The organism is Citricoccus sp. I39-566 (genome assembly GCF_031432995.1).
Taxonomy (GTDB): domain Bacteria; phylum Actinomycetota; class Actinomycetes; order Actinomycetales; family Micrococcaceae; genus Citricoccus; species Citricoccus nitrophenolicus_A.
The window spans coordinates 2,688,726-2,712,633 of the sequence record NZ_CP133842.1; the positions used below are offsets into that span (position 1 = coordinate 2,688,726).

The window sequence follows — 23,908 nt, forward strand, 5'->3', positions numbered from 1 at the left end:
AAGACCGGCCACCGGTGTGTCGTCGTTCAGCGGGTCACGGGGCGGTCCGGGGTGGAGACATCGAACTCCCGCACGGGGTCCTCCTCGTTCTCCGGGACCTTCAACAGGGCCTCCAGGACCTGGGCCTTCCGTGCCCCCTGCTCGGGGTTGCCCCACAGCACCGTCCGGCCGTCCGTCAGGGTCAGGGTCACCGAGTCGATCGTCTCCGCGGAGGCGGACTCCATCCGCGTCCGGATCGATTCCGGCAGGGTTCCGAGCACCGAGGTGATGGCGTCGAAGACCGCCGGGTCGCTGATGTCGGCGGCGCTGGCCACGATCGGCAGCTGGTAGGCGGCGGCGCGGTCCTCCGGGACGGTCGCCAGCGCCGCACCGGCCGCCGAGTAGAGGGTCCGGTCCCCGCCGTCCGGGACCATGGCCACCGGCTCGTGCTCCACCACCTCCACGGAGAGGTCATGGGGCGGCTCGGCGTGGACGCGGACGGTGTCCACCGCCGGTTCGCCCGACAGGAGATCCTCCACGGTCCGCTGGCCGACCTGCGGCAGCGGACGGCCGCGGACCGGCTCCAGCAGCTTCTCAGCCCGCTCCTGGGCCAGCAGGTCCGTGCCGGCGACCTTGACGGTGGTGATCGCCAGCACCGGGGAGAAGTACAGGACCGCGCCGAGCGCGGCCAGGAGCACCAGCAGACCGGCGCCGCTGATCCACCACACCCTGCGGTGCCGCCTGCGGGCCTGGTCGTGGGTCTCGGGGAACTCGAGGACGTTGTCCGTGTCCGGGGCCTGGTGCTGCTGTCCGGTCTGCGTCATGCCCTCTCCGCCCGCGCCGGTCGTCCCGCGAGGGCGTCCAGGATCGCGTCCGCCTGGGCGGTGACGTCGCCGGCTCCCATGGTCACGATGACGTCGCCGGGCCGCACCGGCTCCACGAGGGACTCCACGGCCGCCGCCGCGTCCTCGGGCACGATCCGCGACCCGGGCAGGGGCGTGTCCACCCGCTCGGCGATGAGGTGGGAGCCGACCCCGGGGATCGGCTCCTCGCGGGCCGGGTAGACGGGCAGGACCCGGACGCCGTCGGCCTGCGAGAGGGCCGCGGCGAATCCCGGGGCGAAGTCCCGGGTCCGGGAGAACAGGTGGGGCTGGAACAGCACGTGGAGCCGGTGCTCCCCGGCCACGGTCCGGCCGGCGGCGATGGCCGCGGCCACCTCGGTCGGGTGGTGGGCGTAGTCGTCGAAGACGCGCACGCCCGCCTCCTGGCCGCGGTACTCGAAGCGGCGCGCCGTGCCCCGGAACTGCTCGAGGCCGCCCGCCGCGGCGGTGCGGTCCAGGCCGGCGTGGTGCGCGGCCAGCAGCACGGCGGCGGCGTTGAGCGCGTTGTGCAGGCCGGGGACGCTCAGGGTGAGTCCCGTCTCGGTGCCGTCCTGCCACCGGTAGGTCACGCGTTGGCCGGTGCCGCCGTCCAGGCCGGTGAGCGAGCTGTCCACGAGCACCAGGTCGTCGGACCGCCCGGGATCCGAGCCGTAGGTGACCACCCGCGGCGAGTCGGCTCCCTGGGCCCGGGCCGCCCGGGCCCAGTCGGCGGCCTCGCGCGCGCCGGGATCGTCGCCGCACGCCACCAGGACGCCGTCGCGGGGCAGGAGCCGGATGAAGTCCCGGAACACCTGGGTGACGGCCTCCTCGGAGCCGTAGTGGTCCAGGTGGTCGGCCTCCACATTGGTCAGGATCGCGATCTCGGGGCGGTAGTTCAGCAGGGTGCCGTCCGATTCGTCCGCCTCGGCGATGAACCACTCGCCCGTCCCGGCCGCGGCGTTCGTCCCGAGGCCGGCGACGGCGGCACCCACGGCGAAGGTGGGCTCGGCTCCGGCGCGGGCGAAGGTCATGGCGGCCATGGAGGAGGTGGTGGTCTTGCCGTGGGTGCCGGCGACGGCCAGCACCCGGTGCCCGGCCATGGCCGCGGCGAGTCCCTCGGAGCGGTGGAGGACGGGCAGGCCGCGCTCCACCGCGGCGTCGTACTCGGGATTGCCCGGGCCGGCGATCGAGGAGGCGATCACCGTGTCCACGGGGCCGGCGCCGTCCGCGCCGACCCCGTCCAGGTGGGCGGCGTCATAGCCCACGAAGACGGTGGCCCCGGCGGCCTCGAGCTCGCGCATCACCGGCAGGTCCTTGGCATCGGTCCCGGAGATCCGGGTCCCCCGCTGCTGCATGATCCGGGCGATCCCGGAGACGCCGACCCCGCCGAGGCCGAGGAAGTGGACACGTCCCAGTCCGGCCAGGTCCTGGCGGTCTGCGGCGGGGATCTCGGGCTGGGTCACTGGTCTTCTCCCGAACGGTCGGTGGTGGGCAGGGTGCGGCCGGCGGCCTGCACCACGAGGCGGGCCATGGTGCGGTCGGCATCGCAGACGCCGAGGCGCCCGGCCGCGGCGGACATCGCCAGCAGCCGTTCCGCGTCCAGGGCCAGGGGGATCAGCTCCCGGTCGATCCACTCGGGGGTGAAGGCCTCATCCCGGACCGTCAGGGCGCCGCCGGCCGCCACGAGCCCCCTCGCGTTGAGGGCCTGTTCCCCGTTGCCGACCGGCAGGGGCACCAGGACGGAGGGCAGGCCGACGGCGGCCAGCTCGTGGACCGTGCCGGAGCCGGCGCGGGCCACGATGAGGTCGGCGGCCGCGTAGGCCTGTTCCATGCCGTCCAGGTACTCCCTCTGGTGGTAGCCGGGCGAGCTGACCGGGGTGCCGTCCGGCCCGAGCACCTGCTTGTCCCGCCCGGTCAGGTGCAGCACCTGCAGCCCGGCGGCCGCGAGGTGGGGCAGCGAGCCCGCGACGGCGCGGTTGAGGTTCAGCGCCCCGGACGATCCGCCGGTCACCACCACGGTGGGCGTGGACTGGTCCAGGCCGAGGGCGCGGCGGGCCTCGCTGCGGGACGCGGAGCGGTCCAGGGTGGAGATCTCCCGGCGCATGGGCATGCCGACGCACCGGGCGCCGGCCAGGGCGGTCTCCGGGAAGGCGGTGGCGACCACGGCGGCGCGGCGGGCCCCGACCTTGTTGGCCAGTCCGGCGCGGACGTTGGCCTCGTGGATCACCAGCGGGATCCCGCGGCGCACGGCGGCCAGGTACACAGGCGTGGAGACGTAGCCGCCCACGCCCACCACGACGTCGGCCCGGCGCCTCGCGAGGATCTCCCCGGCCTGGGCGACGGCCCGGCGCAGCCGCACGGGCAGCCGCACCAGGTCCATGGTGGGCCGGCGGGGCATGGGCACCCGGTCGATGGTGTCCAGTGCGTACCCGGCCTGCGGCACGAGCCGGGTCTCCAGTCCCGTGGTGGTGCCGACCATGGTGCACCGCACCGCCCCGGCGCCCGGTCCAGGCGGCAGCTCCTCCAGCGCCCGGGCGATCGCCAGCATCGGGCTGACATGGCCGGCGGTGCCGCCGCCGGCGAGGACCACGCGCAGTGGTTCAGTCAGCAGTGGTTCGGTCATCGGATGCCTCCTGGGGCCGTCGCGGCGACGGCGTGGGTGGCCGTGCGGTCCTGCCGGCTCTGCTCGCGGGCGAAGGACAGCACGATGCCCACGCCGGCCAGGACCAGGGTCAGGGCGGAGCCACCGTACGAGATGAACGGCAGCGGGACGCCGATCACGGGCAGCAGGCCGGTGACCATGGCGATGTTGATGAAGGCCTGGCCGATGATCCACGCGAGGATGCCGCCCGTGGTGATCTTGACGAACAGTGAGGTGGAGCGGCGGGCCACCCGGAACATGCCGATGGCCAGGCCGGCGAAGAGCCCGACCACGAGCAGCGTGCCCACCAGGCCCAATTCCTCGCCCAGGATGGTGAAGATGAAGTCGTTCTCCGCCTCGGGGATGTAGCTCCACTTCTGGCGGGACTGCCCCAGCCCCACGCCCCACCACCCGCCGGAGGCAAGGGCATACATGCCGTGGTCCGGCTGGTAGCACGGCTCCGTGGGGAACTCACAATTGCCGAGCCAGGCCTGGATGCGCACAGCACGGTTGGCAGAGGTCAGGGCGAGGATGATGGCGGCCAGGGCCCCGACGCCACCCGCCACCAGGAAGTAGCGCAGCTTCGTGCCGGCCAGGAACAGCACCGCCGCCAGGATCAGCATGATCACCATGGCGGTGCCCAGGTCCCGGCCCAGCATGATCAGGCCCAGCAGGACCGCACCCACGGGGAACAGCACCGGCACGATGGCGTGCTGGAGCCGGCCGATCAGGGCGGCCTTGCGCTCGAGCACCACGCCGGCCCACAGGGCCAGGGCCAGCTTGGCGGCCTCGGAGGGCTGGGCCGTGAAGCCGCCGATCTTGAGCCAGTTCCGGTTGCCGTTGACCTCGTGTCCGAGCGGCGTCAGCACGAGTGCCAGCAGGATCACGGCGGCGATGATCGCCGGCCACGCCAGCACCCGCAGCCGCTCCGGGCCCAGCCGGGAGAGCACGAGCATCAGGCCGAGTCCGAGGACGCCGAAGACCGCCTGGCGGATGAACAGGTCGTAGGAGCCGGAGGTCTCGCCGATGTTCTCCACCGAGGAGGAGGACAGCACCATGACCAGCCCGATCACGGTCAGGGCCGCGGCACAGCCCAGGATCAGGAAGAACGAGGTACGGGCGGAGTCCTGGCCCTCGAGGAAGGCCCACCACCGTTGCCACCACCGCGCCACCCTCGAGGTGGGGCGCTGCGGCGCGGTCCCGGTCCTGGCTGGACCCCGAGTGCGGCTCGACGGCCGGATGGGGGTGGTCACCATGCTCGGGCTCCTTAGCTGCCCAGCCCCTTGGTGTCCATGAGGCGGGCGACGGCGTTGATAAAGGCGTCTCCCCGGTCGGCGTAGGAGGCGAACTGGTCCATGGACGCCGCTGCCGGCGCCATCAACACGACGTCCCCGGGCCGGGCCACCGCATCGGCTTCACGGACCGCTGCAGCCATGGCCAGGTGGCCGTCCGAGGGGTCGTCTCCAGTGTCCCGCACCGCCGTGGACAGAACCGGGACGTCCGGCGCGTGTCGCCCCAGCGCCGCTGAGAGTTCGCCGGGATCGGCGCCGATCAGCACGACGGCGCGCAGCCGGGCGGCATGGCGGGCCACGAGCTCGTCATAGCTCACGCCCTTGGGCAGGCCGCCGGCGATCCACACGACGTGGCTGAAGGCCCCGAGCGAGGCATCGGCGGCGTGCGGGTTGGTGGCCTTGGAGTCGTTGATCCACAGCACGTCGTCCGCCTTGGCCACCAGCTGGATCCGGTGGTCGCCGGGCTGGTAGGCCCGCAGGCCGTCCCGGACGGCCTCGGGCGGGACGCCGATGGCCCGGACCAGTCCGGCCGCGGCGAGGGCGTTGGCCACCTGGTGCTGCGGGGCGATGGGACCCAGGTCCTCGAGGTGGCCGAGCTCCAGGGCCTGGTGGGCCCGGTTCTCGAGGAAGGCGCGGTCCACCAGGATCCCGTCCACGACTCCCAGCATGGACAGACCGGGGGTGTCCGTGGAGAACGAGACCGCGCGGCAGCCCTCCGCCACGTCCGCCTGCTCCACCATCCGCAGGGTGAGAGGTTCGGCCTCGTTGAAGAGGCAGGCCGCCCGGGTGTGCTCGTAGATCCTGGCCTTGTCCGCGCAGTACGCCTCGAAGGAGCCGTGCCAGTCCACGTGGTCCTCGGCGATGTTCAGCACGGCCGAGGCCGCGGGCTCGATGTGGTGGGTCCAGTGCAGCTGGAAGCTGGAGAGCTCCACCGCGATGGTGTCCCAGCCCTCCGGGTCGCGGATGGCGTCCAGGATGGGGGTGCCCACGTTGCCGCAGGCGATGGCCCGCTGGCCGGCCGCCAGCAGCATGGACTCGACCATGCCGACCGTGGTGGTCTTGCCGTTCGTGCCGGTCACCACAAGCCAGTCCGCGGTCTTGCGGCCCGCCCGCTCGCGGACGCGCCAGGCCAGCTCCACATCGCCCCAGATGGGGATCCCGGCGGCGGCCGCCGCCGCCAGCAGGGGCTGGTCGGGCCGCCATCCCGGGGAGGTGACGATCAGCTCGGGAGCCGCGCCGCCGACGTCGGGCACCGTGGTGGTGTGCTGCTCGCCGAGCAGCACGTCCCGCACGCCCACGATCCTCAGGGTGTCCGCCTTGCCGCGGGTGTCCGGGGTGTCCTGCCCGTCCACGGCCACCACCTCGGCGCCGAGTTCGGCCAGGGTGTCGGCGGCGGAGAAGCCGGAGAGCCCGAGCCCGGTCACCACCACGCGCAGCCCGGACCAGTCGGCGTCCCAGGACGTGAGCTGCGCCAGGCGCTCGGTGCCGGTCACTGGGAGAGCACCCAGTCGCCGTAGAACAGCGCGATGCCGACCCCGACGCACAGCAGGCCGATGAGCCAGAAGCGCACGACCACCGTGACCTCGGCCCAGCCCTTGAGCTCGAAGTGGTGCTGCAGCGGGGCCATCAGGAACACCCGCTTGCCGCCGGAGATCTTGAAGTAGCCGACCTGGATGATCACCGAGAGCGTGATGAGGACCATGAGCCCGGCCAGGATGATGACCAGCAGCTCGGTGCGGGAGAGGATGGCGAAGCCGGCCAGCGCGCCGCCGAGGGCGAGCGAGCCGGTGTCACCCATGAAGATCTTGGCCGGGGAGGTGTTCCACCACAGGAAGCCGATGAGCGCGCCGGTGAGGATGGCGGCCAGCACGGCCAGGTCCATCGGGTCGCGGACCTCGTAGCAGCCCGCTCCCCCGCTGGTGACGCCGCAGTGCTGGTTGGCCTGGAACACGGTGATCAGCATGTACGCGCCGGTGATCATGGCGGTGGCGCCGGTGGCCAGGCCGTCCAGGCCGTCCGTCAGGTTGACGGCGTTGGTGGTGGCCGTGGTGATGACGTTGGACCAGATGACGAACAGGATGACCCCCAGCACGGGGCCGGCGAACGCCAGGTCGATCGGCAGGTCCCGCACGAAGGAGATGGCCGTGGAGGCGGGGGTCAGCCCGCGCTCGTTCGGGAAGTTCAGGGCGAGCACCGCGAAGGCCGTGCCCACCACGGCCTGCAGGATGATCTTGGCCCAGGGGGTCAGGCCCAGGGAGCGCTGGTTGGAGATCTTGGTGAAGTCGTCCAGGAAACCCACGAAGCCCATCCCCACCATGAGCAGCAACAGCACCATGGCGGAGGAGGTCGGGCCGGCGTTCTCCAGCTGCAGCCCGCCCATGATCCAGTGCGTCAGGAAGTAGGCGAGCACGGTCGCCACCACGAACACGGTGCCGCCCATGGTGGGGGTGCCGCGCTTGGTCTTGTGGGTGGTGGGGCCGTCGTCGCGGATGAACTGCCCATAGCCCTGGTGCACCAGGAACTTGATGAACAGCGGGGTCCCGATGAGGGTCAGCACGAGCCCGAGGAGGGCACCGATCAACAGGCCGATCACTGGCTCTGCTCCTTCCGGTCCCCGGTGGTGGGGACGTCCGCCGGTCCACAGGCTATCCGATCGCCCAACTCGCCCAGTCGGGCACCGTTGGAGGACTTGAACAGGACGATGTCGCCGGGCGCCAGCCTGCGCGCCAGCGTCTGGGCTGCGGCGTCGAGGTCCTCGGCGAAGTCGACCTCGTCACCCCAGGACCCCTCGTTGACCGCAGAGGTGTAGAGGGGCCGCGCCCCGCCGCCCACCACGAGGAGCTGGTCGATGTTCAGGCGCACCACGGCAGTGCCGATCGCCGTGTGCTCGCGGATGCGGTCCTCACCGAGTTCGAGCATCTCGCCCAGGACCGCCCACGTACGCCGGCCGGTCGAGCGGCCCATCACGGCCAGGGTCTGCAGGGCGGCCCGCATGGACTCGGGGTTCGCGTTGTACGCGTCGTTGATCACGGTCACGCCGTCCGGGCGGTCGGTGCGTTCCATCCGGCGGCGGCTGGTGGCACCGGCACCGTTGAGGACCCGGGCGATGGCCTCGGCGTCCAGGCCCGCGGCCGCCGCCGCCGCCGCCGCCGCGGCGATGTTCGAGGCGTGGTGGCGGCCGATCAGCCCGGAGACGACGTGGTGGGGCTCGGCGCCGGTGCCCGCGCCGAGCCGCAGGTCGAACTCCGGGTGTTCCCCGTCGTCCGTGGTCAGGGCGTCGGCGAGGGCGGAGAAGGACGCCGTGCCCGCGGCCAGTTCGGCGTCCACGAGGGGGAAGGTACCCTCCTCCACGGAGAACCATGCCACCGACCCGCGGGTCCGCCCGGCCATCGCGGCCACGCGGGCGTCATCCCGGTTGAGCACGGCGACGCCGTCCGGGGACACGGCCTCCACGAGCTCGCCCTTGGTCCGGGCGATGTTCTCCACGCCGCCGAACGTGCCGGAGTGCGCCGAGCCGACCATCAGCACCACGCCGATGTCCGGCCGCACCATCGAGGACAGGTACTCGATGTTGCCGATCTTGTCCGCGCCCATCTCGATGACCAGGTAGCGGGTGTCCAGGGCGGCCCGGAAGACCGTCAGCGGCACGCCCACCTCCCCGTTGTAGGAGTTCTGGGGGGCCACGGTGGGCCCGGCGGTGGACAGGATCGCCGCCAGCAGGTCCTTGGTGGTGGTCTTGCCGGCCGAGCCGGTGATGCCGATGACCGTGGTGGGCGAGTGCTCGCGGATCCGCTGCACGATGTAGGCGGCCAGGCGGCCCATCGCCAGCACCACGTCGTCCACGATGATCGCGGGGTCCGGCCGGCCCTGGCCGTCCGTGGTCTCGCGCTCGGCCAGCACGAGCGTGGCCCCGGCCGCACGGGCCGCGGCGATGAAGTCGTGCCCGTCGGCGTGCTCGCCCGGCTTCGCGATGAACAGGGTCCCCGCGGAGACCTCCCGGGAGTCGGTGGTGGCGGTGTCCACCGTGGTCCCGGGGCTGACGGTGGCGCTCGGGGTGCCGCCCGTGGCCTCGGCGACGGCGGTTGCGGAAAGTTCGATCATGACCCGTCAACTTTACGTCCACGCCCATGAGAATCTGATGAGGGGGCCGCACCGTGCCGCGCCACGGCGGCCCGCAGCTCCACCCGGTCGTCCAGGGGCACGTCCACCCCGCCCATGTCCTGCACGGTCTCGTGGCCCCGGCCGGCCAGCAGGATGGTGTCCCGTGGTGTGGCCAAGGACACGGCCAGTTCGATGGCGTCCTGGCGCGGCGCTGATTCGTGGATGCGGACCGTCCGGCCGGCGGCCGCCTGTTCCTCGGCGCCGTCGCGGACCCCGGCGAGGACCTCCGCGCGGATCCCGGAGGGCTCCTCCGTGTGGGCGTCATCGTCCGTGACGATCACGACGTCGGCCCAGCGGGCCGCGATGCGCCCCATCACCGGGCGCTTGGCCCGGTCCCGGTCTCCCGTGGCACCGAACACGAGGATGGTCCGGCCCTCGGTGTTGCCGGCGGCCCGGCGGGCATCGCGCACCGATTCCAGGGCGCGTTCCATCCCGTCCGGGTTGTGGGCGAAGTCCACGATGGCGTCCGGGGCATGGGCGACCACCTCCATGCGGCCGGGCACGGCCGTGGCGAACGGTCCCTCGCCGACGGGCGCGTCCAGCAGCGCGGACAGCGCGTCCCAGTGGGAGAACGGCAGGGACTCGAAGACCATCACGGCGGCCAGGGCGGCGTTGGCCACGTTGAAGCGGCCCGGCAGTCCCGTGGAGGCGGCCACGAGGCGGCCGCTGGGCGCGTGGCGCAGCGTGAAGCGGTGACCGAGGCCCACGGCCTCCAGCTCTGTGACGGCCCAGTCCGTGCCGGTCACGGGGTCCCCGCCGTGGTCCGCGGCTGGGCCGAGGGACAGGGTCGCCACGGGGCAGTCGGCGGCCGCGGCCATCCGCGTCCCCCACGTGGTGCCGTCCGCGTCCGGGGCGTCCGGTCCGCCGTCCACCGTGATGACGGCCCGGCCGGACCGGCGCGCGCTGAACAGGCCGGCCTTGGCGGCGAAGTACTCCTCCATGGACCCGTGCAGGTCCAGGTGGTCCTGGGTCAGGTTGGTGAAACCGGACACGGCGAAGTGCAGTCCGGCGATCCGGCGGTAGCTGATGGCGTGGGAGGAGACCTCCATGGCCGCCGCGCCCACCTGCTCCTGGCGCATCAGGGCCATCAGGGCGTGCAGCTGGGTCGATTCCGGGGTGGTGAGCGTGCTGGGGACCGTGCGGCGTCCCGCCCGGATCTCGATGGTGCCGATCAGGCCCGTCGTCTCGCCGGCCGCCTGCAGGAGGGAGGTGATGAAGTAGCTGGTGGTCGTCTTACCGTTGGTCCCGGTGACCCCGTACATCCTCGGGCCGACCCCGGCGTTGCGGTGGATGGCGGCGGCGGCGGGCCCGACGGCGTCGCGCACCTCGCGCACCACCAGCACCGGGGTGCCCGGAGGCAGGTCGGTGGCCAGCTCGGCGCCCCGGCGGTCCGTGAGCAGTCCGGCGGCCCCGGCGGCGACGACGGCCCCGGCGAACTCGGCCCCGTGCCGGTTGGCCCCGGGCACGCCGACGTAGAGATCGCCCGGACGGACCGCCCGGGAGTCCATGGCGATGCCTACGGGGCCGTCACCGACGGGCCAGCCCCCGGGGCTGCCGATCAGCTCGACGGGCTGACCGGCGCGGTTCAGCGCCTCGACGAGGTCGTTCCAGTCCAGCGGGTCCGTGTGGTCCGGCCTGAAGGCGGCATCCTGCTCGGCCGGTGTCAGAGGTGTGGTCATGGCGCGGCGGTCCACTCCTACCAGGGCCGCTTCTGCGGCTCATCCGGGAAGACGTCGTAGTTCTGGGGCTCCTGGTCCTGCGGCGGCACGTTGTACTTGGTCAGCAGGTAGGAGAGCATCTCGGCGGCGGTGTCCTCCACCTGCCAGGTCTTCCAGTCCCCCTGTGGCCGGTGCACGGAGATGGCGACCACGAACTGCGGGTCGTCCAGCGGCGCGACGCCCGCGAAGGACGTCGTGTAGCCGTTGTAGCCGCCCACCCCGGCCGCCTCACCGGTACCGGTCTTGCCGCCCACGCGGTAGCCCGGGATCTGGGCCGGGGTGGCGGTGCCCAGCTCCACCACGCCCTCCATCAGCCGCAGCATCTCCTCGGAGGTCTCCTCGGAGTAGACGCGCGTCCCCTCGGCCTCGGGGACCACGTTCTCCGAGCCGTCCGGGTCGATGTAGGCGTCGATCAGCTGGGCGTCCTTGGACACGCCGCCGTTGGCCACGGTCTGCAGGATCTGCGCGAGGTGCAGGGTGGTCTGCGTATAGCCTTGGCCGAACATGGTGGTGAACCGCTGGCGGGAGTCCCACTGCGAGGGATCCACGAGGATGCCCTGGTTGCTGCCGGGCAGCCCGATGTCCAGGTGCTCCCCCACGCCCAGCTGCTTCAGGTAGTCGTAGCGGACCTGGTCCTCCACCGTCTCGGCCACCTGCACCGTGCCGGTGTTGTAGGACCGGGTGAAGATCCCGGCCGTGGTCATGTCATAGGTGTCGTGCGGCATCGAGTCGTTGATGACCTGCCCGTTGAACTCCTGCTTGTTGGGCACCGTCCACGTGTCCGTGGGCGAGACGCCCTTCTCCAGCGCGGTCGCGAAGGTGGAGATCTTGCCGGTGGAGCCCGGCTCGTAGGACTGGGTCAGGGAGGTGGGCCGCCAGAACAGGGTGTCCGTTGCCGTCGGGTCGGCGGGATCCACGGTGGTCGAGTCCGCCATCGCCAGGATCTCCCCGGTCTTGGCGTTCATCACCGTCATGTTGCCCCAGGCGGCGTCGTAGGACTCGGTCTTCTCGGCGATGGCCTCCTGCGCGAACCACTGGACGTCCTGGTCGATCGTCAGCCGGAGGTCCTGGCCGTCCACGGCCGGGGTCTCGGAGAACTCGGCGTTGGGGATGCGCACGCCGTCCGCGGCGATCTCGTAGGACCGCTCGCCCGCCGTGCCGGAGAGGCGCTCGTCCTGGCTCAGCTCGAGGCCCTCCAGCGGGGTCCCGTCACCGCCCAGGAAGCCGAGGATGGACCCGGCCACCGATCCGTTCGGATAGGAGCGTTCAGACACGGGTTCGGCCAGCAGCCCGGGGATGCCGATCTCCAGGGCCTTCTCCTTGACCTCCGGGGTGACCCGCTTGACGATCACCTTGTAGGGGCGGTCCCCGACCATGCGATCCTTGAGCTCTCCCGCCTCGATGCCGAGCACCGTGGAGAGCTCCTGCAGGGAGTCGTCCAGGGAGACGTCCTCCATCTCGCTCGTCTCGTCATTCCACGCACGGTAGTCCTTGACGAGCCGCTGGTCCGCCACGAGGTCGTAGCGGTCCACGGAGGCGGCCAGGACGCGGCCCTGGGAATCGAGGATCGAGCCGCGCTCCGGGGTGATCGTGACGGAGCGCAGCCGCTCCTCCATGGCTTCCGAGGCATGGCCCGAGGCGTCGACCCCCTGGATGACCACGAGGCGCAGGCCCAGCACTGCCAGCAGGGCCAGGGCGATCAGCACGCCGAACCGCAACCGCCGCCCGCTGGTCTCCACGGTCTCGCCGGTGCCGGGTGTCTTGGCCATCTACGGTGTCCTTCCTGCCCGGGGCCGGTGCTCGGTGGTCTTACAAGGCGGTGGGTCTTACACGGTGGTCAGGGGTCAGTTGCCGCTAGCGGAGAACTGCGGGGCCGGGATGGTGCCGCCGTTCAGGTCCTCGGCGGGCTCCTCCGTGGTGGTGGCCTCGGCCGGTTCCTCCGTGGTGGCCTCGGCACCGCCGGCCGGGGCAGCGGTGTCCGCAGCCTCCGGATCGGCCTCGGTGGCGGCCTCCTGCTTTTCCGAGGGGCTCGCGGGGACCGCCACGTGGCCGCCCGGCTGGTCCTCGGCATCGGCTGCGGTGGCCGTCCCGGTCACGGCGCCGGTGGCCAGGTCGATGGAGGCGATGTCCCCGGGGTTCACCATGCCCAGCTCACGGGCCTCGGCCGAGAGGTTCTGCGGGGCCTCCAGGTGCTCCACCTGCTGACGCAGGACCTCGTTGGACTGGCTGAGGTCAAGCTGTTCGTTCTTGAGGGAGACCAGCTCGTACTGCCGGTTGGACACCGTGATGTTGGTGATCAGCACGGCCATGAGAGCGGCCACCAGCACGGCGATGCACAGGGCGGCGAAGCCACGGCCGGACTTGCGGATCGGGGCGGGCACGACCGCCAGCGGAGTCCGGCGGCGCGCCGGGGCACCGTGCCCCGCCGGCCGGGCTGCCGGCTGAACTTCGGACTGGACGGCGGGTTGCCAAGGAGCAGCCTGTCCGATCTGCGGAGCGGTGCTCGCGCGGGTCTGGGCAGGCTGCATGGCGAATCGCTGCTGCGTGGCGGTCATGCTGTGCTCCTTGATGTTCTGATCTTCTCAACTGCTCGCACTTTTGCTGAGGAGGCGCGAGGGTTTTCTTCGATTTCTTTTTCCGTGGGTTTGTCCACGCCCCGGGTCAGGACCTTGACGACGGGGGCGTGTTCCTCGAGCTCGACGGGGAATCCCGGCGGTGTCAGGGACGTGGCGTCCGCCGTGATGGCCCGCTTGGTGATGCGGTCCTCCAGTGAGTGGTAGCTCATCACCACCAGTCGTCCCCCGATGCTCAATCGACGCAGCGCCGCCGGGACGGCCTCCTCGAGGACCTCGAGTTCCTCGTTGACCTCGATGCGCAGTGCCTGGAAGGTGCGCTTGGCCGGGTGGCCCCCGGTCTTGCCGGCGGCCACCGGCACGGCCCCGCGGATGACCTCCACGAGCTGGCCCGTGGTCTCGAACGGAGCGTCCACCCGCGCCCGGACCAGGGCGGCGGCGATCCGCCCGGCGAACTTCTCCTCACCCCAGGTGCGGATGATGCGGCGCAGGCGGTTCTCGTCGTAGCCGTTGACCACGTCGGCCGCCGTGAGGCCGGCGGTGGTGTCCATGCGCATGTCCAACGGCGCATCGTAGGAGTAGGCGAATCCCCGCTCCCGCTCGTCCAGCTGATAGGAGGACACCCCGAGGTCGTACAGCATGGCGTCGGCCTGCTCGAACCCGGCGGCGGCCAGGGCCGCGTCCACCTGGTCATAGGTCCCGTGCCAGGTCCGGAGCCGCTCGCCGGCCCAGGAGAGCCGCTCCCCGGCCAGGCGCAGCGCCTCGGTGTCCCGGTCGATGCCGACCACCACGGCCTCTGGATGACGCCGCAGGACGGCCTCGGCGTGGCCGCCCATGCCGAGGGTCCCGTCGAGGTAGACGGGAGTGCGTCCGCGCTTCCGGGCGGAGTCCAGACCCGGGGACAGCAGGTCGAGGACGCGGTCCTGCATGACGGGCACGTGCCGGTCCTGCGCTGGTGTCTCGTCCGTGGCCACGCCGCGCCGCCCCCTTCTCCGCCGTCTCGATGGACCGGTGGTCCATTCCCTTAAGTGACAGGCGGACCCTTGGATCAGATCCCCATCCGCGCACCGGGTCCGTGCCTGGCCCGGGGGAAGTCGGGTCAGGTCCGGCCGTGGGCGGCTGGAGGTCTCATTCAAGAGTCCGCGCTGTGTGGTTGTGGTGGTCTCCGTCCCGAGTCTCCTAGAAGATCCCCGGAAGCACTTCCTCGTCTGTCTCCGAGAACGCGTTCTCCTGGGCCTCCAGGTAGGAGGTCCAGGATCCGGCATCCCAGATCTCGGCCCGGGTGCCGGCACCGATCACCGCGAGTTCCCGGTCCAGCCCCGCATAGTTGCGCAGCGGGGCCGGGATGGTGATCCGCCCCTGCTTGTCCGGAGTCTCATCCGACGCGCCGGACAGGAACACCCGGATGTAGTCCCTGGCCTGACGCGAGGACAGCGGCGCCGCCCTCATCTGCTCGTGAACCCGTTCGAACTCACTCGCGCTGAAGACGTAGATGCAGCGTTCCTGCCCCCGGGTGAGGACCAGACCGTCAGCCAGCTCCTCGCGGAACTTGGCCGGAAGGATCAATCGCGCCTTCTCATCCAGCCGCGGTGAGTAGGTCCCCAGGAACACGACCCACCGCCTTCGCCGTCTGAGAGGTTCGCCCGACCCTCCTTCTGCACCACCATCCTCCGATGTCCTCCACTTTACCCCACAACCCCCCACCGTCAAGCCACGACGCCCCCTGATGGCGGGTGTGGCGGGCGGTTTCCGCACTGCCGGGCGCGGCGGACGGCGGCGCCGCTGCCTCGTGATCACAGGGATCCGGGTTGAACAGTGGCCGAGGGGGGGGCACCCGGGGAGGGCGAGGGAGGAAGGTGGAGGGGAATCCGGTCCACAGGGGGTCCCAGCGGGCGCCAACGGGGGCAGCGAAGGGCCGGAGACGGGTCGCGGGCGGGCCGTCAGAGGCGATGGGCCCGCCCGGGGAGGGAAGTGGGGAGGGAAGTGGGGAGGGAAGTGGGGAGGGAAGTGGGGAGGCGCGAGTGCCTCAGGACACGTCTCGTGCGCGCGAGAACCGGGCACGAAAAAACCCCGCCGCTCAGCGACGGGGTGATGCCGGCGACGGGCACCGGCGAGGTCCGGACACGGTGGACCTCACGGTCTCGGGATCAGGGGTTGCGACGTTCTTCCCACCGCTGTTCCAGGTTGGCCATGAACGGGGAGCTCTTCTTGGCGGTGCCGGCGGAGGCCGTACCCCCGCCCCTGGATGCCTTGGACCGCCCCGTGGCCACGTAGACGCCGGCCGCCATGATGACGAAGCCGATGATCCCCAACCAGATGAACTGCTGGGAGACCCCCCAGAGCAGGCCGCCGAGGCCCACCGCCGCGGTCACCGCACCCGCCACCAACCGCGTGGTCGAGAAACGAGAGGTCCCCGCCTCACTCATGCTCGTGGCAAAGTGCGGATCCTCAGCATTCAGCTGCTGTTCCAGCTGCTCCAGGAGCTTTTGCTCCCGCTCAGACAACGGCATCGCTGCCTCCTCTTCCGGACCGGGCTTTCCCGTCCACCCAGCATACGGCTCCCGGCCACCCCCACGCCATATCGGTGACGCCCCTTGACCCGTGAAGACGGACAGTTCCGCGATTAGCGAAGCTCCTTCCGGCCGGAGCCACCGTCCGCGGGCGGTTGCCGATCCACCAGCGTGGCCGGCCTCAGGCCGGCCCGGGGGAACTTTCGGCGGATGTCGTCGGCCACCCGGTCCGCCTGGGACCAGTCGGCGGCGGGCCGCTCGTCCTCCCAGAGCAGCGACTCCTGCACCGCCTCACCGGCCCCGGACAACCGCTCCGCCCGGATGCCCAGCAGGCGCACGGGGACCCGGTGGGCCTGCTGGAGCGCGCGCAGGAGTCCCTCAGCAGCCTCGGCGATCGGACCGGCGGAGTCCGTGGGCGTGGCCAGTGTCAGGGTGCGGGTCCGGACGGACAGGTCGGGCGCCTTGACCTTGACGCTGATCGCGCCGGCCCGGAACCCCGCCCGGCGCAGCCGGATGGCGCCCTCGTGGGACAGCCCCACGAGGTGACGGTGCAACTCGGCCGGGTCCCGGACGTCCTCGTCGAAGGTACGCTCCACTCCAAGGCTCTTCGTGTCGTGCTCCGGCGTCACGGGCCGGGGATCGATGCCCCGGGCCAGTCTCACCAGGGCCGGACCCTGGACGCCCAGCCATCGCTCCATGCGCTGCGGTGACTGGGCCGCCAGGTCTCCGACAGTGGTCAGGCCGGCCGCGACCAGCCGCTGACCCAGGACGGGGCCGACCCCCCACAGCGCCCCGACCGGCAGGGGGTCCAGGTACTCCCGGGTGCGGGCGGACGGCACCACCGCCAGCCCGTCGGGCTTGGCCCGGGTGGAGGCGATCTTCGCCACGGACTTCGTCGCGGCCGCGCCCACGGTGCACGGCAGTCCCGTCCGTTCCCGGACCTGCGCACGGATCAGGCTGCCGATCCGCGCGGGGGTGCCGAGCCGGCGTCGTGCCCCGGAGACGTCCAGGAAGGCCTCGTCGATGCTGAGCTGCTCCAGCAAGGGGGTGAAGCCGCCGAGGATCCCCATGACCTGCCTCGAGACCTCGGTATAGCGGCCATGGCGGGGCTCGATCACGGCCACGCCGGGGCAGAGCGCCATGGCGTGGGCCAGCGGCATGGCCGAACGGATGCCGAAACCCCGGGCCTCGTAGGACGCGGACAGCACCACCGACCGGCCGCCACGGTGTGCCACCAGCGCAGGCCGACCGGACAGCTGGGGATGGTCGAGCAGCTCGACGGCCAGGAAGAAGGCGTCCATATCCACGTGGAGCACCACGGCGTCCCAGGAGTCGTCCATGCACACCAGCCTAGGTCGCACGGGGGCCGGTAGGCTGGGACGGCCGCCGATCCCGCCCCAAGGAGCACCGTGTCCCAAACCTCGTCAGTCCCTCCGGCCCCCGCTGAGGAAGCGGAGTTCATCGGCGCCGTCGGACGTCGCCTGGACGAGTTGCTGACCGGCTATCACGATCGGGCGGCCGCCATCTCGGATTCGGCGACCCCCCTGGTGGAGGCAATCGCCGGCCTCGTCCGCGGCGGCAAGCGGATGCGCGCGGTCCTGGCCTGGTGGGGGTGGCGGGGAACCGGGGCCCCGGCGGACGACGGGCGGATCCTGGACGCGGCCGTCGCGCTCGAGCTGTTCCAGTCCGCGGCCCTCATCCACGACGACATCCTGGACCGGTCCGACACCCGGCGAGGCGACCCGAGCATCCACCGCTCCTTCGAGTCCCGGCACCGCCGGTCCGGCTGGCGCCAGGACCCGGCGCACTTCGGCCTCTCCGCCGCCGTGCTGACGGGGGATCTGTGCCTGTCCCTCAGCGAGGAGGTCTTCGCCGCCGCGGCCGAGGCCTCCGCCAACCCAGCAGGGGCACGGGCCCTGTTCAACGAGATGCGCTTCGAGGTGATGGCCGGCCAGTACCTGGACGTGCTGGACGAGGTGGAGGTCCCGGGACACGATCCGGCCGCCGCGCTGGAACGGGCCCGCACCGTGCTGCGCTTCAAGTCCGCGCGCTACTCCGTGGTCCACCCGCTGGGCCTGGGCGGCGTCCTGGCGGGAGCGGACGAGCACGTCCTGGAGCACTATGAGCGGCTCTCCTCCCCCCTGGGTGAGGCCTTCCAGCTGCAGGACGACCTGCTGGGCGTCTTCGGTGACCCCGCCGTGACCGGAAAGCCCGCCGGGGACGACCTGAGGGAGGGTAAGCGCACTGCGCTCGTGGCCCACGCCCTGGACCTGCTCACCGGCGACCAGGTGGACCGGCTCGAGGCCGCGCTGGGCGACCCGGACCTCGGCCCCGAGGCCGTGGCACAGATCCAGCGGCTCCTGGAATCGAGCGGGGCCAGGGCCCGGGTCGAACGGGACGTGGCAGAACTAGGCGAGGCCTCGCTGGCCGCCCTGGCGCAGGCGCCGATGCACGAGGACGCCCGCAGCGGGCTGGACCGTCTCGCGCGGAGGATCCTGGGCCAGGGTCGCTAGGCCACCCCTACCACGCGAGGGCCTGGGCCCGGCGGCGGATCTCCGTCTTGCGCCCCTCCCGCAGCGCATCCACGGGACGGCCCGGCAGGGTGTCGTCCTCGGTGTAGAGCCACCGGATGGCCTGCTCGTCCGTGAACCCCGCGTCATGGAGCACGGAGAGCGTTCCCTTGAGCGACTCCAGCGGTCCGACCTCCGTCAGGAACAGGGCCGGCACGGCCCGGGCCTGACGGTCGCCGACCTTCGCGGCCAGGAGGCGGCCCTCGCCGACCATGTTGTGGACCCGGGTCACGGGGATGTCCCATTTCTCGGCGAGGTCGGGGAAGAACTCCCACTCCCCCACCAGGGTCTCGAGTTCTGGTTCCTGCGGTGCGTCGTGGGTGCGTGCGGCGATATTCACCGGTCCAGCCTAGCGACCACCCCGGACATCTGGTATCACCGACCCCCGGCGAGACTGTCCACGCGCAACGCGGCAGCGTTGCCGAATCGTTACCGTTTGGATTCCCTTCTGTAACTACCTTCAGGTACGTTTACATCTGTCACATTTTCATTACAGGCATCATCTGTCAGGTCCGTCATTCTGTTCACTTGAGTGGCCGGAGGACCAGGTGGTGCAGCACCTTTAGAGGAAATCCCACATGACTGAACGCCGCTCAGGCGCGCCGCGCCTGCTGAAGTCCGCTCTGGCCACCACGACCCTGCCCCTCGTGGTGTTCGGGTCCGGTGCCATGGCCGCGCCGGCCATGGCCGATGCCCCTCGTCAGGCGCTCACCCCCCGGTCCGCCACCCCGGTCAACATCGAGACGGCCCAGGTGCGCCTCTTCTCGGCACAGCTGGCCAGCAGTGTCCCGGCATCCCTCACCGGGCCCACCATCACGGCCGCGAAGGCCTCCGGCACCTACACGGTCAAATCCGGCGACACCCTGTCCCACATCGCCGTGCGTCATGACCTCTCGCTGTCCACGCTGCTGAGCGCCAACGGGCTCACGGCGTCCTCGATCATCCACCCGGGGCAGCAGATCAAGCTCTCCGGCTCCGCCGGATCTTCCTCGTCCCCGTCCTCCTCCGCCGGCTCCACCACGGGCGCCCCAGCCTCGACCTACACCGTCAAGTCCGGCGACACCCTCTACGGCATCTCCTCCCGCCACGGCGTCAGCCTGTCAGCAGTGCTCAGCGCCAACGGGCTGTCCTCCACCTCCACGATCTACCCGGGCCAGAAGCTCAGGCTCTCCGGCTCCGCCGGATCTTCCTCGTCCCCGTCCTCCTCCGCCGGCTCCACCACGGGCGCCGCAGCCTCGACCTACACCGTCAAGTCCGGCGACACCCTCTACGGCATCTCCTCCCGCAACGGCGTCAGCCTGTCAGCAGTGCTCAGCGCCAACGGGCTGTCCTCCACCTCCACGATCTACCCGGGCCAGAAGCTCAGGCTCTCCGGCTCCGCCGGATCTTCCTCGTCCCCGTCCTCCTCCGCCGGCTCCACCACGGGCGCCGCAGCCTCGACCTACACCGTCAAGTCCGGCGACACCCTCTCGGGGATCGCCGCCCGCAACGGCCTGGGACTGTCCACCCTCTTGAAGGCCAACGGGTTGTCCTCCACCTCCACGATCTACCCGGGGCAGAAGCTCAAGCTCTCCGGCTCGGCCGCCCCCGCCGCGACGCCGGCCCAGGATGACCTGGTGCCGAACACGTTCCTGCACTACACGTACCCGGACCACATCGTCCGCGACGCCAATGCGAACAAGCGCGCCCTGCTGGACGCCGGGGTCCCCTCCCGGTCCCAGATGCAGGCCATCGTGGCGGACACCGCCCGCTCGATGGGCGTGGATCCCTCGTTGGCCCTGGCCCACGCGTTCACGGAGTCGAGCTTCAACCACGCCTCCGTGTCACCGGCCAACGCCATCGGCACCATGCAGGTCATCCCGTCCTCGGGTGAATGGGCCTCCGATCTGGTGGGCCGCAAGCTCAACCTGCTGGATCCGCATGACAACGCCGTGGCCGGCGTCGCGATCATCCGGCAGCTGCAGCGCACCGCCGGTTCCTTCGACATCGGCGTGGCCGCCTACTACCAGGGCCTGGGCGGTGTGCAGCGCAACGGCATGAAGTCGGACACCAAGGCCTACGTGGCCAAGGTCAAGAACTACATGAAGAGGTTCTGACCCCTCCGGGGTCCCGGCCGGGAGGCCCATTCCGGTCTACGCTGTCATGGTGAAGGAGTACCGAGCCGACCCCATGAACGGGACCGTCATCGAGGGACGGTACGAGGTCCGACGCCGGCTGGCCCGGGGCGGCATGTCCACGGTGTACCTGGCGGTGGACCTGCGCCTGGACCGGGAGGTCGCCCTCAAGGTCCTCTACCCGCACCTGGCTGAGAACCCCGAGCTGGTCGAGCGCTTCGAGCAGGAGGCCAAGACCGCCGCCCGGTTGTCCCATCCGCACGTCGTCAACGTCCTGGACCAGGGCGTGGACGAACACCCCGACGGTGACCTCGCCTACCTCGTCATGGAGTACGTGCCCGGCTACACGCTGCGCACCGTCCTGCAGCGCCGCCACGCCTTGACCCCACGCGTCGCGCTGGCCTATCTCGAGGCCATGGTCGACGGACTGGCGGCGGCACACAGCGCGGGACTCGTCCACCGGGACATGAAGCCGGAGAACGTCCTGGTCTCCCGGGACGGGCGGATCAAGGTGGCGGACTTCGGGCTGGCCCGGGCCACCACCAACTTCACCGGGACGGGCGCGGCCCTCGTGGGCACGGTGGCCTACATCTCCCCCGAACTGGTGAGCGGGTCCCCCGCGGACGAACGCAGTGACGTCTACGCCGTGGGCATCATGGCCTACGAGATGCTCACCGGCGACCAGCCGTTCACCGGCGCCTCCCCCATCCAGGTGGCCTACCAGCACCTCAACCGCGAGGTGCCGGCCCCCTCCGAGGCGACCCCCGGACTCGCCGCCGAACTCGATCACCTGGTGCTGTGGTCCACGGCGCAGCAGGCCCGCGACCGTCCGGCGGACGCGAGTGTCCTGCTGGCCGAGATCCGCGCGCTGCGGTCCTCCCTCTCCGATGAGGACCTCGATCTCGAGACGACGCCCGCCCCCGGCGCCGGTGGTGCCACCGAGGTCCTGTCCACGGCGCGGGGTCGGGACACCGTGGTCTGGGACGGAGACGGGGACGACGACGGGCATGACGTCGACGACGTCGACGACAACGATGACCTCGACCCGGCGGATGACGGTGCGGCCACCGAGGTGGTGGACGCGGGTGCCACCACGGTGCTGCCCACGGGCGGTCACCAGCACACCCACCAGCACACCACTGTGCTGCCGCGGCCGGCCGGCGGCGCAGCCTTCGCCGGGGCCACCGGCGAGGACGCTGCCGGAACCGGCACGGAGGCACGGGGTCGGCTGATACCGCAGGCCTCCTCCGGGGGCCAGCGGGACGCCTCCTCGCGGCAGCGCCGGCGGCAGGCCGCCCGCCGGGCGAAGACCCCCACGGAGGACCTCGGGCGCCAGAACGGCCAGAGGATGTGGTGGTGGGCCGCGGTCGTCGTGATCATCACCGCACTGCTGGTGCTGGCCGGATGGTTCTTCGGGACCGGTCCCGGCGGAATGGTGACGGTCCCCGAGATCGAAGGTCACAGCAGGGCCTCGGCCGTCAGCGCCCTGGAACAGACGGGAGTGGGCTACGCCCTGTCCAGCGTCCACCACGACGTGGTGGCCGGGGACAGAGTGATCTCCACCGAGCCGGCCGGCGGCACGGAGGTCCGGCGCTTCACCACCGTGCTCGTCACCGTGTCCCTCGGACCGGAGCTGTTCACCGTACCCGACGTGTCGGGCCTGGACCGGAGTCGGGCTGAGAGTGAGCTCCGTGAGCACCGGCTGACACTCGGTGACGTGACCACGGAGTACTCGGACGCCGTGCCGGAGGGCTCCGTGCTGAGCCAATCACCGGCGCCCGGCGAAGCATTGCGGCTCGGCCGACCGGTCGACGTCGTGCTGTCAGACGGACCCGAGCCGGTGACCGTCCCGGAGGTGACCGGGATGACGCTGGAGGAGGCCACCGCCGAGCTCGAGTCTGCCGGCCTGCGGGTGGAGGTCAGGGAGGTCCTGGGCGGCCTCTTCGGCGGCCGCGGTCAGGTCCTGGACCAGTCCCCGGAGCCCGGCACGGAGACCGCACCGGGCTCCACCGTCACGATCGACGCCCTGTAGGCCTCGGCCGGTCAGGCCCCGCGGCCGCGGTGCGAGAGGGCCTCGGTGACGAGGAAGGCCATCTCCAGGGACTGCTGGTGGTTCAGCCGCGGATCCACGAGCGTCTCGTAGCGATCCGCGAAGGCCGATTCGTCGATCGGGTCCGAACCCCCCAGGCATTCGGCCACGTCGTCGCCGGTCATCTCCACGTGCATCCCGCCCGGGTAGGTCCCGGCGGCACGGTGGACCTCGAAGAATCCCTGGACCTCGTTCATCACGTCATCGAAGCGGCGCGTCTTGTAGCCGTTGGCGGCGGTCACGGTGTTGCCGTGCATCGGATCGGTGACCCACAGCGGCTGGGCCCCGGAATCCCGGACGGCCTCCACCACCACGGGCAGGTGGTCCCGGATCGTGTCCGCGCCCATGCGGGTGATGAAGGTCAGCCGCCCCGGCTCGCGTTCCGGGTCGAGCTTGTCGATCAGGGCCAGTGCGTCCTCGGGTCGCGTGGTGGGGCCGAGCTTGACGCCGATGGGGTTGCGCACCTTGGACAGGAAGTCCACGTGCGCCCCGTCCAGGTCCCGGGTGCGTTCGCCGATCCAGAGGAAATGCCCCGAGGTGGAGTACGGGAGGCCGGACCGTGAGTCGATGCGGGTCAGGGCCCTCTCGTAGTCCAGCAGCAGGGCCTCGTGGGCGGTGAAGAAGTCCGTCCGGCGCAGGGCACCGAAGTCCACGCCGGCGGCATCCATGAACCGCACGGCACGGTCGATCTGCCCGGCCATCTCCTCGTAGCGCGAGTAGGCAGGGTTCTTCATGAACCCCTGGTTCCAGGCGTGGACGGACCGCAGGTCGGCGAACCCGCCCTGCGTGAAGGCACGCACGAGGTTCAGCGTCGCGGCCGAGGTGTTGTAGGCCTGCACCATGCGCTGCGGATCATGCCGGCGGGACTCCGGGGTGAAGTCGAAGCCGTTGACGATCTCGCCGCGGAAGGACGGCAGGGTGACGCCGTCCCTGGTCTCCGTGTCCGAGGACCGGGGCTTGGCGTACTGCCCGGCCATCCGGCCCATCTTCACCACGGGCAGGGACGCGCCGTAGGTCAGGACGACGGCCATCTGCAGGATGGTCTTGACCTTGGCGCTGATCTTGTTGGCCGTGGCGCCCGCAAAGGTCTCGGCGCAATCGCCGCCCTGGAGCAGGAAGGCCTCGCCGCGGGCCGCGGCCGCCAGCTGGGTGCGCAGCTGGTCCACCTCACCGGCGAACACGAGCGGTGGCGCCGAGGACAGTTCGGCCACGGCCGCCTCGAACTCCGCGGGGTCCTCCCAGCTCGGCTGCTGGGAGATCGGCTTCGACCGCCAGTCATCCAGGCCGGGATAGTCGGCGGCGCCGTTGGACTGCGCTGAACCGAAGGCCGGGAAATCTGTGGTGGGATCCGAAATCATGGTTACAGCGTACGGAACCCCGCCTCCCGGCGCGCCCGTGTGA

Annotated in this window: 19 protein-coding genes; 3 read left to right on the plus strand and 16 right to left on the minus strand. The window is 71.4% G+C overall.

Annotated features, from left to right (window positions below; all coding sequences use genetic code 11):
- Positions 1-26: 26 nt before the first annotated feature.
- The 14 genes from RE421_RS12335 to dinB all read right to left on the minus strand — a co-directional run bounded on the left by RE421_RS12335 (position 27) and on the right by dinB (position 17,074).
- A complete protein-coding gene (locus tag RE421_RS12335; protein WP_309810326.1) occupies positions 27-803 on the minus strand; it encodes a cell division protein FtsQ/DivIB in 777 nt (258 codons plus the stop codon).
- Positions 800-2,302, minus strand: a complete 1,503-nt coding sequence (murC, locus tag RE421_RS12340) for a UDP-N-acetylmuramate--L-alanine ligase (RefSeq protein WP_309810329.1) — start codon at positions 2,300-2,302, stop codon at positions 800-802. Before murC ends, RE421_RS12335 begins: the two co-directional genes overlap by 4 nt.
- Positions 2,299-3,462 (minus strand): undecaprenyldiphospho-muramoylpentapeptide beta-N-acetylglucosaminyltransferase, encoded by a 1,164-nt coding sequence (gene murG, locus RE421_RS12345; RefSeq protein ID WP_309810332.1) that lies wholly within the window; start codon positions 3,460-3,462, stop codon positions 2,299-2,301. The genes murC and murG overlap by 4 nt, the downstream gene beginning before the upstream one ends.
- Positions 3,459-4,736 (minus strand): putative lipid II flippase FtsW, encoded by a 1,278-nt coding sequence (gene ftsW, locus RE421_RS12350; RefSeq protein ID WP_309810336.1) that lies wholly within the window; start codon positions 4,734-4,736, stop codon positions 3,459-3,461. Before ftsW ends, murG begins: the two co-directional genes overlap by 4 nt.
- Positions 4,737-4,747: 11 nt before the next feature.
- Positions 4,748-6,265: a UDP-N-acetylmuramoyl-L-alanine--D-glutamate ligase gene (gene murD / locus RE421_RS12355; protein WP_309810339.1), complete on the minus strand. Its 1,518-nt coding sequence runs from the start codon at positions 6,263-6,265 to the stop codon at positions 4,748-4,750.
- Positions 6,262-7,365, minus strand: coding sequence for a phospho-N-acetylmuramoyl-pentapeptide-transferase (gene mraY, locus RE421_RS12360; protein WP_309810341.1), 1,104 nt, complete (start codon positions 7,363-7,365; stop codon positions 6,262-6,264). Before mraY ends, murD begins: the two co-directional genes overlap by 4 nt.
- A complete protein-coding gene (murF, locus tag RE421_RS12365) occupies positions 7,362-8,873 on the minus strand; it encodes a UDP-N-acetylmuramoyl-tripeptide--D-alanyl-D-alanine ligase (RefSeq protein WP_309810345.1) in 1,512 nt (503 codons plus the stop codon). The genes mraY and murF overlap by 4 nt, the downstream gene beginning before the upstream one ends.
- The gene (locus RE421_RS12370) at positions 8,870-10,612 is read right to left on the minus strand and encodes a UDP-N-acetylmuramoyl-L-alanyl-D-glutamate--2,6-diaminopimelate ligase (protein WP_309810350.1); all 1,743 of its coding nucleotides are present in this window, start codon (positions 10,610-10,612) and stop codon (positions 8,870-8,872) included. Before RE421_RS12370 ends, murF begins: the two co-directional genes overlap by 4 nt.
- Positions 10,613-10,629: 17 nt before the next feature.
- Positions 10,630-12,420: a penicillin-binding protein 2 gene (locus tag RE421_RS12375; protein ID WP_309810353.1), complete on the minus strand. Its 1,791-nt coding sequence runs from the start codon at positions 12,418-12,420 to the stop codon at positions 10,630-10,632.
- Positions 12,421-12,495: 75 nt separating this feature from the next.
- On the minus strand, positions 12,496-13,206 hold the full coding sequence (locus RE421_RS12380) for a hypothetical protein (RefSeq protein ID WP_309810355.1): 711 nt from the start codon (positions 13,204-13,206) through the stop codon (positions 12,496-12,498).
- Positions 13,203-14,153 (minus strand): 16S rRNA (cytosine(1402)-N(4))-methyltransferase RsmH, encoded by a 951-nt coding sequence (gene rsmH / locus RE421_RS12385; RefSeq protein WP_309817387.1) that lies wholly within the window; start codon positions 14,151-14,153, stop codon positions 13,203-13,205. Before rsmH ends, RE421_RS12380 begins: the two co-directional genes overlap by 4 nt.
- 250 nt (positions 14,154-14,403) lie before the next feature.
- On the minus strand, positions 14,404-14,835 hold the full coding sequence (gene mraZ / locus RE421_RS12390; protein ID WP_309810358.1) for a division/cell wall cluster transcriptional repressor MraZ: 432 nt from the start codon (positions 14,833-14,835) through the stop codon (positions 14,404-14,406).
- 536 nt (positions 14,836-15,371) lie between these two features.
- Positions 15,372-15,734, minus strand: coding sequence for a DUF3040 domain-containing protein (locus RE421_RS12395; RefSeq protein WP_309810360.1), 363 nt, complete (start codon positions 15,732-15,734; stop codon positions 15,372-15,374).
- A 113-nt stretch (positions 15,735-15,847) separates the two neighbouring features.
- Positions 15,848-17,074, minus strand: a complete 1,227-nt coding sequence (dinB, locus tag RE421_RS12400) for a DNA polymerase IV (protein ID WP_309810362.1) — start codon at positions 17,072-17,074, stop codon at positions 15,848-15,850.
- Positions 17,075-17,143: 69 nt separating this feature from the next.
- On the opposite strand from dinB, the gene RE421_RS12405 reads away from it, so the two are divergent.
- Entirely contained in the window at positions 17,144-18,247 is a 1,104-nt protein-coding gene (locus RE421_RS12405; protein ID WP_309810364.1) for a polyprenyl synthetase family protein, read from the plus strand.
- A gap of 7 nt (positions 18,248-18,254) precedes the next feature.
- Here the strand turns inward: RE421_RS12405 and RE421_RS12410 are convergent, their stop codons facing one another.
- Positions 18,255-18,644, minus strand: coding sequence for an Rv2175c family DNA-binding protein (locus tag RE421_RS12410; RefSeq protein ID WP_309810366.1), 390 nt, complete (start codon positions 18,642-18,644; stop codon positions 18,255-18,257).
- Between the two features lie 238 nt (positions 18,645-18,882).
- Between RE421_RS12410 and RE421_RS12415 the strand changes: the two genes are divergently transcribed.
- A complete protein-coding gene (locus tag RE421_RS12415; protein ID WP_309810369.1) occupies positions 18,883-20,400 on the plus strand; it encodes a LysM peptidoglycan-binding domain-containing protein in 1,518 nt (505 codons plus the stop codon).
- 46 nt (positions 20,401-20,446) lie between these two features.
- Positions 20,447-22,450: a protein kinase domain-containing protein gene (locus RE421_RS12420; RefSeq protein ID WP_309810372.1), complete on the plus strand. Its 2,004-nt coding sequence runs from the start codon at positions 20,447-20,449 to the stop codon at positions 22,448-22,450.
- 11 nt (positions 22,451-22,461) lie between these two features.
- Here RE421_RS12420 and RE421_RS12425 read toward each other — a convergent pair whose 3' ends face one another.
- The gene (locus RE421_RS12425; protein WP_309810375.1) at positions 22,462-23,865 is read right to left on the minus strand and encodes a class II 3-deoxy-7-phosphoheptulonate synthase; all 1,404 of its coding nucleotides are present in this window, start codon (positions 23,863-23,865) and stop codon (positions 22,462-22,464) included.
- Positions 23,866-23,908 lie beyond the last annotated feature (43 nt).

Excerpts from the sequence above, each read along its gene's own strand:
- RE421_RS12335 (WP_309810326.1), bottom strand. The coding sequence starts at position 803 with ATGACGCAGACCGGACAGCAGCACCAGGCCCCGGACACGGACAACGTC.
- murG (WP_309810332.1), bottom strand. The coding sequence starts at position 3,462 with ATGACCGAACCACTGCTGACTGAACCACTGCGCGTGGTCCTCGCCGGC.
- ftsW (WP_309810336.1), bottom strand. The coding sequence starts at position 4,736 with ATGGTGACCACCCCCATCCGGCCGTCGAGCCGCACTCGGGGTCCAGCC.
- murF (WP_309810345.1), bottom strand. The coding sequence starts at position 8,873 with ATGATCGAACTTTCCGCAACCGCCGTCGCCGAGGCCACGGGCGGCACC.
- RE421_RS12370 (WP_309810350.1), bottom strand. The coding sequence starts at position 10,612 with ATGACCACACCTCTGACACCGGCCGAGCAGGATGCCGCCTTCAGGCCG.
- RE421_RS12375 (WP_309810353.1), bottom strand. The coding sequence starts at position 12,420 with ATGGCCAAGACACCCGGCACCGGCGAGACCGTGGAGACCAGCGGGCGG.
- RE421_RS12380 (WP_309810355.1), bottom strand. The coding sequence starts at position 13,206 with ATGACCGCCACGCAGCAGCGATTCGCCATGCAGCCTGCCCAGACCCGC.
- rsmH (WP_309817387.1), bottom strand. The coding sequence starts at position 14,153 with ATGCAGGACCGCGTCCTCGACCTGCTGTCCCCGGGTCTGGACTCCGCC.
- RE421_RS12395 (WP_309810360.1), bottom strand. The coding sequence starts at position 15,734 with ATGCCGTTGTCTGAGCGGGAGCAAAAGCTCCTGGAGCAGCTGGAACAG.
- dinB (WP_309810362.1), bottom strand. The coding sequence starts at position 17,074 with ATGGACGACTCCTGGGACGCCGTGGTGCTCCACGTGGATATGGACGCC.
- RE421_RS12415 (WP_309810369.1), top strand. The coding sequence starts at position 18,883 with ATGACTGAACGCCGCTCAGGCGCGCCGCGCCTGCTGAAGTCCGCTCTG.
- RE421_RS12420 (WP_309810372.1), top strand. The coding sequence starts at position 20,447 with ATGGTGAAGGAGTACCGAGCCGACCCCATGAACGGGACCGTCATCGAG.
- RE421_RS12425 (WP_309810375.1), bottom strand. The coding sequence starts at position 23,865 with ATGATTTCGGATCCCACCACAGATTTCCCGGCCTTCGGTTCAGCGCAG.